The sequence below is a fragment of the Botryobacter ruber genome (assembly GCF_003347595.2).
Lineage (GTDB): Bacteria > Bacteroidota > Bacteroidia > Cytophagales > Hymenobacteraceae > Pontibacter > Pontibacter ruber_A.
In genome coordinates this window covers 52,540-68,143 of record NZ_QCZK02000055.1, presented here as the reverse complement: position 1 = coordinate 68,143, position 15,604 = coordinate 52,540, and the positions used below count along the sequence as shown (strand labels likewise).

Sequence of the window (15,604 nt, the reverse complement as noted above, 5' to 3'; positions counted from 1 at the left end):
GCGCTTACACTTCTCTTTTATTCTAATGTGATTTCCAATGCCAAGCCTCTTAGCTCATGAATCAGTACGTTGAATGATTCAGGTATATTCGGTTTAGGCAATACATCACCTTTTACGATGGCTTCGTATGCTTTCGCACGGCCAATCACATCGTCAGATTTTACTGTAAGGATTTCCTGCAGAACGTTTGATGCACCGAATGCCTCAAGCGCCCACACTTCCATTTCACCAAAACGCTGACCACCGAACTGCGCCTTACCACCCAGTGGTTGCTGCGTGATGAGCGAGTACGGACCAATCGAACGGGCGTGCATCTTATCGTCTACCAAGTGGCCCAGTTTCAGCATGTAGATCACACCTACTGTTACCGGTTGATCAAAACGTTCTCCGGACAATCCATCAAATAAATAAGATCGTCCGAATCTTGGTAATCCTGCTTCAGCCAGTTCGGCAGAAACCTGCTCTTCAGTTGCTCCGTCGAAAATTGGCGTAGCATAAGTTCTGCCCAATTTCTTACCGGCCCATCCAAGTACTGTTTCATAGATCTGCCCAATGTTCATCCTGGATGGTACACCAAGTGGGTTCAGCACGATGTCCATCGGTTCGCCTGTCTCCAGGAACGGCATGTCTTCTTCGCGAACAATACGGGCAACCACCCCTTTGTTACCGTGTCGACCGGCCATTTTATCACCTACTTTCAGCTTACGCTTCTTGGCTACATAAACTTTAGCCAACTGCACAATACCTGCAGGTAATTCGTCTCCAACTTCCAGCGTAAACCGCTCACGTTTAAAGTGGGCTGATATGATGTTTCTGCGCTTATTATAATTCTTAACAAGCTCCACCAGCATGGAATTTGTTTTCTCGTCTGTTGTCCAGTTCTCCAGAATCAGATCTTTGAACATGTTCACTTCTTCCGGAACCGCATAATTACTTTCGTCTTTATAAGGGTTCTTTTCAGGGAACAGTGCTTCTATGATATTCTTTCTGCTAAACTTAGAGCCTTTTGTCAGGATCTCATCCCCAAACTTATGCTTGATGCCCTGTGATGTTTTACCTTCCAGCAACGTCACCAGTTTGTCCACCATTACATTTTTAACGGCAATCAGATCTTTGGAATATTTCACCTTCAGCTCTTCTACCTCTTTCTTAGACTTGGCCCGCAGGTTTTTGTCTTTTTTAGGACGGGAGAAAAGTTTGGTTTCAATTACCACACCATTCAAAGAAGGCGGCGCTTTAAGAGATGCATCCTTTACATCACCTGCTTTATCGCCGAATATGGCACGTAGCAGTTTCTCTTCCGGCGTTGGATCAGTCTCACCTTTCGGTGTGATCTTACCAATCATGATATCGCCTTCAGTAACCTCAGCGCCAATACGGATGATACCGTCTTCGTCCAGGTTTCTTACAGCTTCCTCACTTACGTTCGGAATTTCAGAAGTAAGTTCTTCTTCTCCACGCTTCGTTTCACGTACTTCCAGTTCAAACTCTTCAATGTGAATAGAAGTAAACACATCGTCGCGTACAACCTTCTCCGATATTACAATGGCATCCTCAAAGTTATACCCCTGCCATGGCATGAAGGCAACCTGCAGGTTTCTTCCAAGTGCCAGTTCGCCATTGTTGGTCGCATAACCCTCGCACAGCGGCTGTCCTTTAACAACACGTTGGTCTTTGTAAACAATTGGCGTCAGGTTAATGCAGGTATCCTGGTTTGTTCTTCTAAACTTGATCAGTTTATAAGTAACATATTCAGCATCAAAGGCAACTAACTTTTCTTCCTCGGTCAGATCATATTTTACTACAATCTTAGTTGAGTCGACAAAATCAATTACACCATCGCCCTCAGCAATAACCAATGCTCTGGAATCTATTGCCGCTCTTCTCTCCAGACCTGTACCTACTATCGGAGCTTCTGCCTTTAATAAAGGTACCGCCTGGCGTTGCATGTTTGAACCCATCAGGGCACGGTTGGCATCGTCATGCTCCAGGAATGGAATAAGCGATGCGGCTACCGATACAATCTGGTTAGGCGCAACGTCCATATAAGTATAAGTAGTAGGCTCTTCAACAGGGAAGTCGCCTTCAAACCTTCCTTTTACACGGTCGTTTACAAAATTCCCATTATCGTCAATAACAGCGTTTGCCTGCGCAATGTGATGGGTATCTTCCTCTTCAGCTGTCAGGTACTTTACTTCTCCGGTAACGTTTACTTTACCTTCCTCCACCCTTCTGTAAGGAGTTTCGATAAAGCCCATGTGGTTTACGCGGGCGTGCACACACAGCGAAGAAATCAGACCAATGTTTGGCCCTTCCGGTGTTTCAATCGTACACAGACGGCCATAGTGGGTATAATGCACGTCACGTACCTCGAAACCGGCACGTTCCCTCGACAAACCACCTGGCCCCAGGGCAGACACACGGCGTTTGTGTGTTACTTCTGCCAGCGGGTTTGTCTGGTCCATGAACTGAGACAGCTGGTTGGTTCCGAAGAATGAGTTAATTACCGAAGACAGCGTACGCGCGTTGATCAGGTCAACAGGCTTAAAGTCCTCGTTGTCGCGTACGTTCATACGCTCTTTGATGGTACGGGCCATACGTGCCAGACCAACACCAAACTGGGCATACAACTGCTCACCCACCGTTCTTACACGACGGTTGCTCAGGTGGTCAATATCATCCACTACAGCTTTAGAGTTGATGAGGCCGATCAGGTATTTTACAATCAGAACGATGTCTTCATTTGTAAGTACCTTCGCATCCCAATTAGTATCCAGACCCAGTTTTTTGTTGATCCTGTAACGGCCAACCTCTCCTAAGTCATAGCGCTTGTCTGAGAAGAACAACTTCTGGATAATATCACGCGCTGTCTCTTCGTCAGGAGCCTCTGTGTTTCTTAGCTGACGGTAAATTTGCTCTACCGCTTCTTTTTCAGAGTTTGAATTATCTTTCTGTAAGGTATTATAGATAATGGCGTAATCTGCAATGTTTACATTTTCGCGGTGCAGGATAATCGACTGCACACCCGACTCTGTAATTACACTTATATCTTCGGCTGTGATTTCAGAATCACGCTCCAAAAGCACTTCATTCCTGTCAATAGAAACTACTTCGCCCGTATCTTCATCTACAAAGTCTTCTGTCCATGTTCTCAGCACACGTGCAGCAAGTCTTCGTCCAACAGAGTTTTTCAGATTCTCTTTTGTTGCCGGGATTTCTTCTGACAGGCCAAACAGATCCAGGATATCCTTATCTGTGCCATATCCGATAGCACGAAGGAGCGTGGTAACCGGGAACTTTTTCTTCCGATCGATGTAGGCATACATCACGTTATTTACGTCTGTCGCAAACTCAACCCAGGAACCTTTAAAAGGAATAATTCTGGCAGAATAAAGTTTTGTTCCGTTCGTGTGCTTACTTTGCGCAAAGAATACGCCTGGCGATCTGTGTAATTGAGATACAATAACACGTTCAGCTCCATTTATAACAAAGGAGCCTCGTTCAGTCATGTAAGGTATATTGCCAAGGAAAACTTCCTGCTCTATCGTTTCAAAGTCCTCGTTGTCCTCATCGTTACAAATCAGACGAAGCTTTGCCTTCAGCGGAACAGAATACGTTAAGCCTCTGTCAATACTTTCATCTACTGAATATTTAGGTGGATCTATATGATAATCGATGAACTCCAGCACGAAGTTCTCGCGTGAATCAGAGATTGGGAAGTTTTCGGCAAATACCTTAAACAAACCCTCCTGCGCTCTATTTTCAGCAGGAGTCTCCAGCTGAAAGAAATCCTGAAATGACTGAAGCTGAACATCTAAAAAGTCAGGATAATCTATGACAGGCTTAATAGAAGCAAAATTGATTCGATTTGTCGTTTTATTCTTAGCCAAAGACATTGAATTTTAACGTTAACATTTTGTTTCTAGCTTATTCACTTCTGAACAGCTACTTGCAAAAAAAGGATTCAAAATTTGAATCCGTATACAAACAGGAAAAGACCTGACTCATCGCCAGGTCTACCTGTTCTCAGTATGTTGAAAAAGTGTGATTATTTAACCTCCACTTCAGCACCAGCTTCTTCCAAAGACTTCTTCAGTGACTCTGCTTCATCTTTTGCAACACCTTCTTTTAAAGGCTTAGGAGCACCGTCTACCAATTCTTTAGCTTCTTTCAGACCAAGACCAGTAAGTTCTTTAACTAGTTTTACTACCGCTAGTTTAGATGCACCTGCTGACTTAAGGATAACATCAAAAGAAGTTTTTTCTTCTACAGCAGCTCCGCCTTCAGCAGCACCACCACCAGCAACCATTACTGGAGCAGCAGCAGCTGGTTCGATACCGTATTCGTCCTTAAGGATTGTAGCTAGTTCATTAACTTCTTTCACAGTTAAGTTTACTAACTGCTCAGCGAATGCTTTTAAATCTGCCATTTTTATTGAAATTAAAAGTTACTTATTGATTACGTTTTTTAAATTTATTCTTTTTCAGACAAAGTTTTCAGGATACCAGCCAGTTTGCCACCACTGCTCTGTAGCGCAGAAACAACGTTCTTCGCAGGAGACTGCAGCAATCCGATAACATCACCGATGAGTTCGAATTTAGACTTCACTTTCGTCAGTGCATCCAGTTGATCCTCTCCTACATAAATGCCTGCATCGATATAGGCACCTTTCAGAAGTGGAAGCTGATTTCCTTTTTTGCGGAAGTCTTTGATGAGTTTAGCTGGGGCATTGCCTGCTTCCGTAGAGAATACTACTCCGGAGAAACCTTTCAGTACACCTTCCAGTTCAGTAGTATCAGCTTCTAAAGTATCCAATGCTTTTTTGATTAGCGAATTCTTGTATACTTTATACTCCAGACCTCTTTCAAAAGCCATTCTCCTGAACTGGTTGATGCTCGCCACTGACATGGTAGAAGCATCTGTGATATAGAAATAGTTTGTATTAGCAAACTTTTCGCTCAGGTCCTTTACAATTATTTCTTTTTCTTCCCTGGTCATTTTCTTAGCTAATTGCGTTTTTGTCAACGATTACGGCAGGGCTCATTGTACTGGACAATGTTATACTTCTAATATAAGTACCCTTAGCTGAAGATGGCTTCAATCTGTTTAGCGTTGAAATTACTTCAGCAGCATTAGCAGCAAGCTGCTCTGGTGAGAAGGAAACTTTCCCAACACTGGTGTGGATAATACCAAATTTATCCACTTTAAAATCAATTTTACCAGCTTTTACTTCTTTAACTGCTTTTGCAACGTCTTGCGTAACTGTACCAGACTTCGGGTTTGGCATCAGGTTACGTGGACCTAATATTCTTCCCAGACGACCAACTTTAGCCATTACAGCTGGCATTGTGATGATCACATCCACATCCGTCCAGCCTTTTTCTATTTTCTGAATATAGTCGTCAAGACCTACGAAATCAGCGCCGGCATCTTTTGCTTCCTGCTCTTTGTCAGGAGTTACCAATGCAAGAACTTTAACTTCTTTACCAGTTCCATGTGGAAGGGTAACAATACCCCTAACCATCTGGTCAGCTTTACGAGGGTCAACGCCTAAGCGCACATCAATATCAACAGAAGCATCAAACTTAGTAAAGGTGATATCTTTTACTACCGAAGCGGCGTCTGTTAAAGAATATTCTTTGTTAAGGTCAGCTTTTTCTAAAGCAGCTTTCCTATTTTTTGAAATCTTAGCCATTATCCTTCAACTCTTTTTATTCGTTCCAAGGAGCATTACCAGTAACTGTAATACCCATGCTGCGTGCTGTACCTGCCACCATTCTCATGGCTGATTCCAGTTTAAACGCATTTAAATCGGGCATTTTAGTTTCTGCAATCTCTTTTACCTGATCCCATGTAACTGAACCTACTTTGTTACGGTTTGGCTCTTTTGAACCACCCTTAATTTTAGCAGCATTCATTAACAATATTGGTGCAGGTGGCGTCTTGATAACGAAGTCGAAGGACTTGTCTGCATAAATTGTAATCAATACTGGTAACACTTGTCCGGGCTTATCCTGGGTTCTGGCATTAAACTGCTTACAGAACTCCATGATGTTAAGACCCTTAGAACCAAGTGCAGGTCCAATCGGTGGCGATGGGTTCGCGGCACCTCCCTTTACCTGAAGTTTCAGGTAACCTTTTATTTCCTTTGCCATTATTTATTTTTACTACGATTCTTTTTCAACCTGCATGTAGTTAAGCTCCACCGGCGTATTACGACCGAAGATCTTCACCATCACATTCAGTTTCTTACGCTCTTCGAACACCTCTTCTACCGTACCGGAGAATCCACTGAACGGACCATCCATTACTTTTACTGTTTCTCCAACTATAAAAGGAGTATCGAGCACTTCCGCCTGCTCTTCTGCTTCGTCTACTGTACCAAGAATTCTGTTGATTTCCGACTGACGAAGGGGAACCGGCTTTTTACTTACATTTCCTTCACTGGCACCCAGGAAGCCTATTACACCAGGGGTACTGATGATTACGTGTTCAGCTTCGCCGTGCGAAAGATCTGCATTTACCAGTACGTATCCCGGAAAAAAATTTCTTTCCCTGATACGCTTCTTACCGCCTCTCATTTCATACACCTTCTCCGAAGGAATCAGAACCTGAGGCACATAATCTTCCAGGTGTTGCCTTATGATTTCATTCTCCAGGTAAGCTTTTGCTTTTTTCTCCTGGCCACTTACCGCGCGTACTACATACCATTTTAAATCAGCCATAGCTTCCCCTTAAAACTGGTTGTAAAACCACGTAAGCGCAGAATCAAAAACAAAATCCATAGCACCAACGACTAATGCAAATACCAAAGAACCTATCAACACCAGTACGGAACTATTCTGCAATTCAGAATAGGTAGGCCATGAGACTTTATCTCTCATCTCCTCAACTGTCTCGTCTATATAGCTTTTAATATTGCTCATCGCTTCACTTAACCTGTTAAAAAAAATTGCACGGGTGGAGAGACTCGAACTCCCAGCCAATGGTTTTGGAGACCACTACTCTACCAATTGAGCTACACCCGTAAAAAAATGCACGCCACTTTGGAAATGGAGTGCAAAGTTACTTATAATTCAGGTAAAAACAAGCCCGTTTTAAATAAATTTTAAAACGGGCTTGTAATTTTTATGTATTAGTCTAATACTTCAGTTACCTGACCGGCACCTACAGTTCTACCACCCTCACGGATAGCGAAACGCAGACCTTTCTCCATAGCAACCTTGTTGATCAACTTCACAGTGATAGTGATGTTGTCACCAGGCATAACCATTTCTACACCTTCTGGCAGGTGGATCTCACCAGTAACGTCTGTCGTTCTGAAGTAGAACTGAGGACGGTACTTGTTAAAGAATGGCGTATGACGACCACCTTCTTCTTTAGAAAGAACGTAAACCTCTGCTTTGAACTCCTGGTGAGGCTTAACAGAACCTGGCTTACAGATAACCATACCACGACGGATATCAGTTTTCTCAATACCACGAAGAAGTAGACCTACGTTGTCACCAGCCTCACCTCTGTCAAGGATCTTACGGAACATCTCCACACCAGTAACAGTAGACTTCAGGTTCTCAGCACCCATACCCAGGATCTCAACAGGATCACCAGAGTTGATTACGCCACGCTCGATACGGCCAGTAGCAACTGTACCACGACCAGTGATAGAGAACACGTCTTCAACCGGCATCAGGAATGGAAGGTCAGTCAGACGAGTTGGAATTGGAATCCAGCTATCAACTGCATCCATCAATTCTTCAATTGTCTTCACCCACTTCTCATCGCCGTTCAGACCACCAAGAGCTGAACCTTGAATAACCGGGATATTGTCACCATCAAACTCATAGAATGAAAGAAGTTCTCTGATTTCCATTTCAACAAGCTCAAGAAGCTCAGGGTCATCCACCATGTCCACTTTGTTCATGAACACAACAAGCTGAGGAACACCTACCTGACGGGCAAGAAGGATGTGCTCACGCGTTTGCGGCATCGGACCATCTGTAGCAGCAACCACAAGGATAGCGCCGTCCATCTGGGCAGCACCAGTAACCATGTTCTTCACATAGTCAGCGTGACCAGGACAGTCAACGTGTGCATAGTGACGGTTAGCAGTTGCGTATTCTACGTGAGAAGTATTAATTGTAATACCTCTTTCTTTTTCCTCAGGAGCGTTATCGATTGAAGAGAAGTCGCGTAGCTGAGCAAGACCTTTTTTAGCCAGTACAGTAGTAATGGCAGCAGTCAAAGTAGTTTTGCCGTGGTCAACGTGACCGATTGTACCGATGTTTACGTGCGGTTTGGAACGGTCAAATGTTTCTTTAGCCATCTATGATATTTAATTAAGGTTAAAACGTTTAAGTGTTGCAGTGTTTTAAAGATACACGTAACGGACTTTGAGCCAACGATGGGAATTGAACCCACGACCCCTTCCTTACCAAGGAAGTACTCTACCCCTGAGCTACGTCGGCTTATTCCCCGTCAAAAACAAGAACCGGACCTACAGTAAAAAGGAAGTCCATTTTCATGAATTTCCTCTTTTTACATAAACCAGTAAATCCAGCCTGTAATTTCTGAGCTGAGCGGGAGACGAGGTTCGAACTCGCGACCTATAGCTTGGAAGGCTATCGCTCTACCAACTGAGCTACTCCCGCTTCAATAAAATGCAGCCAATTACCTGACTTTAAAATGTGGGGAGAGAAGGATTCGAACCTTCGAAAGCTCGCGCTAACGGAGTTACAGTCCGTCCCATTTGGCCACTCTGGAATCTCCCCAAATGCTTTATTTCGACTAATCTTATTCAGATCACCTCCTTCAACTTTGCAGCTTCAAACCCGCTGTTCGTTCTAAGGAGATGCAAAATTAAGCACATTTATTTTAGAGGCAAATATTCTTGAAAAAAAATTTAATATTTTTTCTGAGCCCCTCCTTTACTGGTTATATAGCCTCAGAAGACGCTCGTCTTTCTCATTTTGTTTTATTTCTTCCAGCGTTTTTTTCACCTCCGGCTTATCTGCCATCACCAGCAGCGCCTGGTAAGCAGCCATCCTTACATAGTAAGCCTTATGGCTTTTTGCCAGATCACGCAGCATGTCTACTGCCGCTGGTGTGTTTGCTTCCGGGTGACTGGCCAGAAAGGCGCCGTAACTTTGCAGGAGGTAATACAGGTTCCCGCCTTTTGCCTGTTTTAGTTTCTGCATAAACCAGTCCTGCTTTCCGGCTCCGCCCCTAACGGCGTAATAATTGGCCAGGGCCAGCGTAATGTCTTCGTTTTTCTCTTTTTCAAAAGTCTCCAGCCTGGTTTTAGCGTCTGCGGCTCCTGTGCCTGCATAAGCCAGTATACCGGCTGCATTTACCACATACGAACTATCGCGCATGGCCTGCTCGAACAAGGCCTTGTACTGCTCCCCTCCCCAGGCAGCCAATGTAAGCAGGGCATCGGAACGTACCGATCCTTTTTTATCTTTCTGCGCTATCCGCAGCAGTTCATCCGTATAAGCAGCTCTTTCTTCCGGCTTCAGGTCGCCGAGGGCATTGATTGCCATACTCCGGATAAACCAGAAATCATCTTTCAGCGCTGTCTGCAGCACTTTCTGCACTTCCGGGTTTGCGATGTTGTTACCCAGTTTTCCCAGTGCTTCATATTTGGCGCCAAACTGGTTGGCATTTCTAAACTGAAACACCAGTTCATCGGTTTGCTTCTCATGGTCTATAGTACCCAGCAACTGGTGCTCGCTATCGAACACAACCAGCTGTGGCTGCGAGCCAGCCGGGAAGCTAAAGGTTTGCTTTGCTTTTGTTATTTCAATAGGATACTCTTTCCGCTCGCCGTTTACCCACATGGCTACCTTCAGCGGCAGGCGGTATACGGGCGCATACAGCGTGTCCTGCTGTTGTACTACCTGCAGGTTCAGCTGCCCGTTTGCGTAATTGTGCGTCACTTTCAGCTCCGGGTGACCTGCATTCATAAACCACTGGTCGAAAAACCACATCAGGTCCTGGCCGGTTACTTCTTCAAAAGCCATCCGTAGTTCGGCAATTTCCACATCCGAAAACTTGTTCTGCGTGAGGTAGCGGTTCAGCGATTTAAAAAAAGCGTCGTCGCCTACGTACTTGCGGAGCATGTGCAGTACACGTCCTCCTTTTGCATAGGAATGGCTGTCGAACATATCCTCGCGGTCGTCATAATGGTACCGGATCAGCGGCACCCGCTTGGTCTGGGCTTCGTCCAGGTACTGCCCCAGTTCCTCCAGCTGCTGGTAAGCGGCCTGGTCAGGGCCAAACTTGTGCTCGGCCCACAGGTATTCCGAATAATTTGCAAACGACTCATTCAGCGGCAGGTTCGCCCACGACTCGGTGGTTACGTAATCGCCGAACCACTGGTGAAAAAGCTCATGGGCGATGATGTTGTCCCAGTCTTTGTCCAGCAGCTCGCGTTCATTCAGTTGCAGGTCTTCCATAAAAGTAGAGGCCGTGGTATTTTCCATGGCGCCCGACACAAAGTTTCGTACCACTACCTGCGAATATTTGGACGGCCACGGATAGGCAACCCCCAGCTTTTTAGAGAAGAACTCCATCATTTCGGGTGTATGCCCAAAAATCTTTCTGGCGGTATTTTTAAATTCCGGCTCCACGTAATAATTCACCTCCAGGTCGCGCCACTTGTCTTTTACCACAGCATACTCCCCAATCGCCATCATGGCCAGGTAAGGCGCGTGAGGCAACTCCAGCTTCCAGTAATCTGTTTTGGTACCGTCGGCGTTTTTGCGGGAGTATACAAAGGTGCCGTTAGAGAGGGTGGTAAACTTCGGATCTACGGTAATGTAAATTTCCTGCGTCATCCGCTCGTTGGGTGAGTCGATGGTCGGGAACCAGGCCGAGCTTGCCTCCGTTTCGCCCTGCGTCCAGATCTGCTGCGGCAGGTCGGGGTCTGTGTTCAGCGGATCTATAAAATACAGGCCTTTGTCTTCTGTAATGGCTGCGCTGCCGCCGGCGGCCAGTTCGTTTGGTTTGGCCGTGTAGCCAATCTCTAAAATATATTTTTCGTCGCGGGTATAGGTCTTGCCCAGCTCAACGGTAAGCTTCATTCCGTCGTAGGTATACTTCAGCGGTGTTCCGTCAAAGCCCTTCATCAGGTTTACGCTGTGAATATCAAATCCCTTGGCATCGAGCACCAGGCTGTTCTGCGGGTAAAAATAGGGCTTGAGCGTAAGTTCGGCAAGGCCTTTGAGGTGTTGCTTCTGCCAGTCGAAGCTTACCCGCAGTTTGGTATGCAGCAGGTCGTGTTCTTTGGTGCGGGATGGTTTGAAACTATGCTTTTCAGGCGCCCACACAGGCACTTTCGTTTCTGCCGGCAAGGCCGGGGCCTTTTCCTCCACTTGCAGTTCAGGCTCGTTCGTGGTTGTAACCGTTTTATTTGTCCGGCAACCCGTTGTAAAAGCGATAGCTGCCGCAAGGCCAACCACCTGCAAAAACCGATGATTCATAAGGGAATGATTTTAATTTTGAGGTTAATTTCTAAAAATACTCTGATAATTCAATTATCTTTAAGCTCCAAAACCAGATTTTAAGATGCTCCGGATAAAAACCGCTAACGGCAAAACACGGCAGGTTGATATACAAAAAGAAGCTATTCTTCTGGACGGAGCCCCTTTTAACTGGGACATTTCTCCTATTGGCCCTGCTACTTACCACATTATCAAAGACAACCGGTCGTATACCGCTGAACTGGTGCAGGCCGATTACCAGGCCAAAACGTTTACGTTTAAGATCAATGGTCTACAGCAAACGGTTTATGTAAAAGATCGTTTCGATTTGCTGCTCGATAAACTGGGTATGGCCAACATGAACGAGCTGCAAATAAACGAAGTGAAAGCGCCTATGCCCGGGCTGATTCTTGAAATAAAGGTAAAACCTGGCCAGGAAGTAAAAAAAGGAGACCCTATCATGGTGCTGGAGGCAATGAAAATGGAAAACATTCTGAAATCTCCGGGCGATGGTGTGGTAAAAGAAATAAAAGTGGCAGTACGCCAGAATGTAGAGAAGAACCAGGTTTTAATTAAATTCTGAGTAAACCTATGGCAGCGCGACGCCCTGCAGGGATAACTCGGTCATCGGAAAACAATTAATTAAATTTATATCGTGAAGTACAAAAGAATATTGCTTAAGCTAAGCGGTGAGGCGCTGATGGGAGACCAACAATACGGTATCGATTCGAACAGATTGATGCAGTATGCGAAAGAAATCAAAGAAGTAAGTGATTTCGGTGTAGAAATAGCAGTGGTAATAGGAGGTGGCAATATATTCCGGGGCGTGCAGGCAGAAGAAGTAGGCCTCGACCGTGTGCAGGGCGATTACATGGGCATGCTGGCCACCGTTATCAACAGCATGGCTTTGCAAAGTGCGCTCGAAAAGCTGGGCGTGTATACCCGTTTGTTGTCCGGCCTGAACATTCAGCAGGTGTGTGAGCCTTACATTCGCCGCCGTGCCGTACGCCACCTCGAAAAAGGACGCGTAGTTATTTTTGGCGCCGGCACCGGCAGCCCTTACTTCACCACCGACTCGGCTGCCAGCTTACGGGCCATCGAGATTGAGGCGGATGTGGTACTGAAAGGTACCCGCGTAAACGGCATCTATTCTGCCGACCCGGAGAAAGACCCGAACGCTGTCTTCTTCTCCAATATCTCTTTTAAAGATGTATTTGAGAAAGGACTGAACGTGATGGACATGACCGCCTTTACGCTTTGCAAAGAAAACGGACTTCCTATAGTGGTGTTTGACATGAACACCCCCGGCAACCTGAAGCGCCTGCTACAGGGCGAGCAGATAGGCACGCTGGTATCGATGGAAGATGTGGCGGAAGACCTGAAAGAGGCTATTAATGAAATAGAGGCATCAGAGGCCAACAACAGCGCCAACAAAAATTAGTACTTTTGCCTATACCATAAGTATAATTTTATCAGAACCTAATTAAGCTAAAATTGATATGACGGAAGAAATTCAGTTTTACCTCAGCGAAGCAGAGGAGTCTATGCAGAAAGCAGTTCAACACACCAATTCCGAGCTGTTAAAAATCCGTGCCGGCAAGGCATCGCCTGCTATGGTCGACAGCTTGCGCGTGGATTACTATGGCACGCCTACGCCTGTAGCACAGGTGGCAAACGTTGCTGCTCCCGATGCCCGTACACTGGTTATTAAGCCCTGGGAAAAAAATATGCTGGGCGAAATAAGCAAAGCGATCAAAAACTCGGACCTGAACCTGAACCCGCAGCAGGAAGCCGACAGCATTCGCCTGAGCATTCCGCCCCTGACCGAGGAACGCCGCCGCGACCTGGTGAAGCAGGTAAAAAATGAAACGGAAGCAGGCAAAGTAAGCATCCGCAACATCCGCAAGGATGTGAACGACTCGCTGAAAAAACTGCAGAAAGAAGGTACCGCCGAAGATGCCGTGCGTGATGCCGAAAACAAAGTACAGAAGCTGACCGACTCGTACATCGTAAAGATCGACGAACTGCTTGCCAAGAAAGAAGCTGAAATCATGACGGTTTAACCCGGACTGCTTACGGAGAAATATATCGAAGCCCTTCTGCTAAACCGGAAGGGCTTCGGTGTTTTCAGCGGGGAAGGAACAGGAGCAGCGGCTGTGGTGGCTGGTGCAGAAAAGAATTTCTACCTGAAAAAGGACGCTGCAGCAGGAGCAGTGGGTATGGTGGCTGCAGCAGCAACGTTTCTAGAGAGCAAAAATGGGATAAAGATTTCGGAAGAATCGCTTATCCAGCAGCAGAATTTATCTTAAGCCTTCAGTTTGCAGAAGGGCTCAGGTCGATGTCGTCGAGTTCGTCGGTACGGGTTTCCAGCATTTGCTTGAGCTCTGGTTCGAGAGGAGCGCTTTCCAGCAATGCAAAATAGGTAGCCATTTGTCTGGCATCGCCCTGGTAGGCCATGTTGGCTGCAACCACCGTCCAGCCCAGCTGGGCCAGATCGTTCAGGCTCGTCTCGAAAGCTTCTGCCGAAGTAACCTGTACAACTCTATAACTTTTCATCAGTTTCAGCTTAAATTACACGCATGTTACCGCTGGCAACATTAAATTTTATTTGCTGCAGCTGCCACCACACCTTCTGCTCCTGCAAAACCTCTGATTTGAGTGTTTTCAGCTAAACTTACAGATACAGCTTGTGCACCTTTATATAGGCTGCTACCTCATCCGGCACCATGTACCGGATAGATTTCTCCTGCCGAATGCACTCCCGGATAAAGGTGGCCGAAATATCCAGCACAGGCGCTTTCACAAACGTAACATTTGGCAAAGCGGTGATCTCGGTCGTTACAGAACCACTGCGTGGATAAACATACACCTTGTGGTACTGCAGAATGCGTTCGTAGTTCTTCCATTTCGGAAAGCCCGGCAGGTTATCTTCGCCAATAATGAGCACAAACTCGTAGCTCGGATACTTTTCCTGCAGGTAGGTAAGTGTATCGATGGTATAGCTGGGCCTGGGCATGTTGAATTCGATGTTCGAAACGCCCAGGCTCGGGTTATCGGCAATAGCCAGCGACACCATGTGCAGCCGGTCGAACTCGTGCAGCAGCGTGTTGCTGGGCTTAAACGGATTCTGCGGCGACACTACAAACCACACCGTATCCAGATCGGTATTGGTAGCCATGAAATTAGCCAGGAGCAAATGTCCGATATGGATAGGATTGAAAGAGCCGAACAAAAGCCCTACCTTCATGCTACGGTCACTTCGTCATCCAGGAACGCTGAAACAAGTTTTTCGGCTTTGGCGCAGGCCGTCTCCAGGTTATCGTTGACAATTACTTCGTCGAACTGGTTTTCGAACTTCATCTCGAATTCTGCTTTAAATACCCTGCTCGAAATGCTGGAGGCCGAGTCGGTGGCACGGGCGGTCAGGCGTTTGGCCAGCTCTTCGACAGAAGGCGGCTTCACAAAAATGGCCAGGGCGCGGTCTTTGTAAAACTGCTTTATCTTTAAGCCACCTTTCACGTCTACATCCAGTATGGGGTTCTTACCGCTCGCCCAGATGCGCTCTATCTCTGATTTTAAGGTACCATAAAAAGCACCTTCATACACCTCTTCCCATTCCACAAACTCATCGTTCTCGATTCTCTTTTTAAAATCTTCCGGGGTGATAAAATGATAGTCTTTCCCGTTTTCTTCTGCCCGGCCGCGCTTATCGCGGGTGCAGGCCGAAATAGAAAAGGCCAGTTTGGGATTTACCTGCAACAGGTGCTTTACAATAGTTGTTTTGCCGGCACCGGATGGAGCCGAGAAGATAATAATTTTGCCTTGTTGCATCGGCGGATTTACGCTGTTTGTTGAATTTTTGCTTTTATGGATGATGCCAGGCTGGCCGGCACAAGTACGCGTTTTAAATGGCCGCTGACCAGGCTCTTCATCAACCGCTGTTTCTGGTGGCTTTCGAAGCAGGTCACGCAGTCCTCTATATGGGCTTTAAAAAAAGTTTGTTCATCAGACGACGCCTCCCCGTCAATAATCAGATCCAGCAGGTTTACCACCTTCTCACAATCCGTCTCCCTGCCCTCCTCGGACACATTAGGATAAGTCTCTGTAAATTTTGTTTCCATCTT

At 46.1% G+C, this 15,604-nt stretch carries 16 protein-coding genes and 4 tRNA genes; 3 read left to right on the top strand and 17 right to left on the bottom strand.

Annotation, left to right across the window (positions count from 1 at the left end; all coding sequences use genetic code 11):
• Positions 1–17: 17 nt before the first annotated feature.
• From rpoB to DCW36_RS18355, 13 genes are all read right to left on the bottom strand, one after another.
• Entirely contained in the window at positions 18–3,896 is a 3,879-nt protein-coding gene (rpoB, locus tag DCW36_RS18415) for a DNA-directed RNA polymerase subunit beta (RefSeq protein ID WP_114778238.1), read from the bottom strand.
• Between the two features lie 152 nt (positions 3,897–4,048).
• A complete protein-coding gene (gene rplL, locus DCW36_RS18410) occupies positions 4,049–4,429 on the bottom strand; it encodes a 50S ribosomal protein L7/L12 (RefSeq protein ID WP_114778237.1) in 381 nt (126 codons plus the stop codon).
• A 44-nt stretch (positions 4,430–4,473) separates the two neighbouring features.
• Entirely contained in the window at positions 4,474–4,998 is a 525-nt protein-coding gene (rplJ, locus tag DCW36_RS18405; protein WP_114778236.1) for a 50S ribosomal protein L10, read from the bottom strand.
• 4 nt (positions 4,999–5,002) lie between these two features.
• A complete protein-coding gene (gene rplA, locus DCW36_RS18400) occupies positions 5,003–5,695 on the bottom strand; it encodes a 50S ribosomal protein L1 (RefSeq protein WP_114778235.1) in 693 nt (230 codons plus the stop codon).
• A 16-nt stretch (positions 5,696–5,711) separates the two neighbouring features.
• Positions 5,712–6,155 carry a 50S ribosomal protein L11 gene (gene rplK / locus DCW36_RS18395; protein ID WP_114778234.1) on the bottom strand — a complete coding sequence of 148 codons (444 nt, stop codon included), beginning with the start codon at positions 6,153–6,155 and terminating at the stop codon, positions 5,712–5,714.
• Positions 6,156–6,167: 12 nt separating this feature from the next.
• A complete protein-coding gene (gene nusG / locus DCW36_RS18390; RefSeq protein WP_114778233.1) occupies positions 6,168–6,725 on the bottom strand; it encodes a transcription termination/antitermination protein NusG in 558 nt (185 codons plus the stop codon).
• A gap of 9 nt (positions 6,726–6,734) precedes the next feature.
• Entirely contained in the window at positions 6,735–6,926 is a 192-nt protein-coding gene (gene secE / locus DCW36_RS18385; RefSeq protein WP_114778232.1) for a preprotein translocase subunit SecE, read from the bottom strand.
• Positions 6,927–6,955: 29 nt separating this feature from the next.
• Positions 6,956–7,028: transfer RNA gene (locus DCW36_RS18380), tRNA-Trp, on the bottom strand.
• Positions 7,029–7,135: 107 nt separating this feature from the next.
• Positions 7,136–8,323 carry an elongation factor Tu gene (gene tuf, locus DCW36_RS18375; RefSeq protein WP_114778231.1) on the bottom strand — a complete coding sequence of 396 codons (1,188 nt, stop codon included), beginning with the start codon at positions 8,321–8,323 and terminating at the stop codon, positions 7,136–7,138.
• 70 nt (positions 8,324–8,393) lie between these two features.
• Positions 8,394–8,465, bottom strand: a tRNA-Thr gene (locus tag DCW36_RS18370).
• Between the two features lie 110 nt (positions 8,466–8,575).
• Positions 8,576–8,648: transfer RNA gene (locus DCW36_RS18365), tRNA-Gly, on the bottom strand.
• A gap of 37 nt (positions 8,649–8,685) precedes the next feature.
• A tRNA-Tyr gene (locus DCW36_RS18360) sits at positions 8,686–8,768 on the bottom strand.
• 156 nt (positions 8,769–8,924) lie between these two features.
• Positions 8,925–11,480 carry a M1 family aminopeptidase gene (locus DCW36_RS18355; RefSeq protein ID WP_114778230.1) on the bottom strand — a complete coding sequence of 852 codons (2,556 nt, stop codon included), beginning with the start codon at positions 11,478–11,480 and terminating at the stop codon, positions 8,925–8,927.
• Positions 11,481–11,565: 85 nt separating this feature from the next.
• Between DCW36_RS18355 and DCW36_RS18350 the strand changes: the two genes are divergently transcribed.
• The 3 genes from DCW36_RS18350 to frr all read left to right on the top strand — a co-directional run bounded on the left by DCW36_RS18350 (position 11,566) and on the right by frr (position 13,543).
• Complete coding sequence (locus DCW36_RS18350; protein WP_114778229.1) at positions 11,566–12,063, top strand: biotin/lipoyl-containing protein; 498 nt, start codon at positions 11,566–11,568, stop codon at positions 12,061–12,063.
• A gap of 72 nt (positions 12,064–12,135) precedes the next feature.
• Entirely contained in the window at positions 12,136–12,921 is a 786-nt protein-coding gene (gene pyrH / locus DCW36_RS18345) for a UMP kinase (protein ID WP_114778228.1), read from the top strand.
• Between the two features lie 58 nt (positions 12,922–12,979).
• Entirely contained in the window at positions 12,980–13,543 is a 564-nt protein-coding gene (frr, locus tag DCW36_RS18340) for a ribosome recycling factor (protein ID WP_114778227.1), read from the top strand.
• A 250-nt stretch (positions 13,544–13,793) separates the two neighbouring features.
• Here the strand turns inward: frr and DCW36_RS18335 are convergent, their stop codons facing one another.
• The 4 genes from DCW36_RS18335 to DCW36_RS18320 form a co-directional block, all read right to left on the bottom strand.
• Complete coding sequence (locus tag DCW36_RS18335) at positions 13,794–14,036, bottom strand: hypothetical protein (protein ID WP_114778226.1); 243 nt, start codon at positions 14,034–14,036, stop codon at positions 13,794–13,796.
• Positions 14,037–14,154: 118 nt separating this feature from the next.
• The gene (nadD, locus tag DCW36_RS18330) at positions 14,155–14,727 is read right to left on the bottom strand and encodes a nicotinate (nicotinamide) nucleotide adenylyltransferase (RefSeq protein ID WP_114778225.1); all 573 of its coding nucleotides are present in this window, start codon (positions 14,725–14,727) and stop codon (positions 14,155–14,157) included.
• Entirely contained in the window at positions 14,724–15,311 is a 588-nt protein-coding gene (gene gmk, locus DCW36_RS18325; RefSeq protein WP_114778224.1) for a guanylate kinase, read from the bottom strand. Before gmk ends, nadD begins: the two co-directional genes overlap by 4 nt.
• A gap of 8 nt (positions 15,312–15,319) precedes the next feature.
• Positions 15,320–15,601 (bottom strand): anti-sigma factor family protein, encoded by a 282-nt coding sequence (locus tag DCW36_RS18320; protein ID WP_114778223.1) that lies wholly within the window; start codon positions 15,599–15,601, stop codon positions 15,320–15,322.
• Positions 15,602–15,604 lie beyond the last annotated feature (3 nt).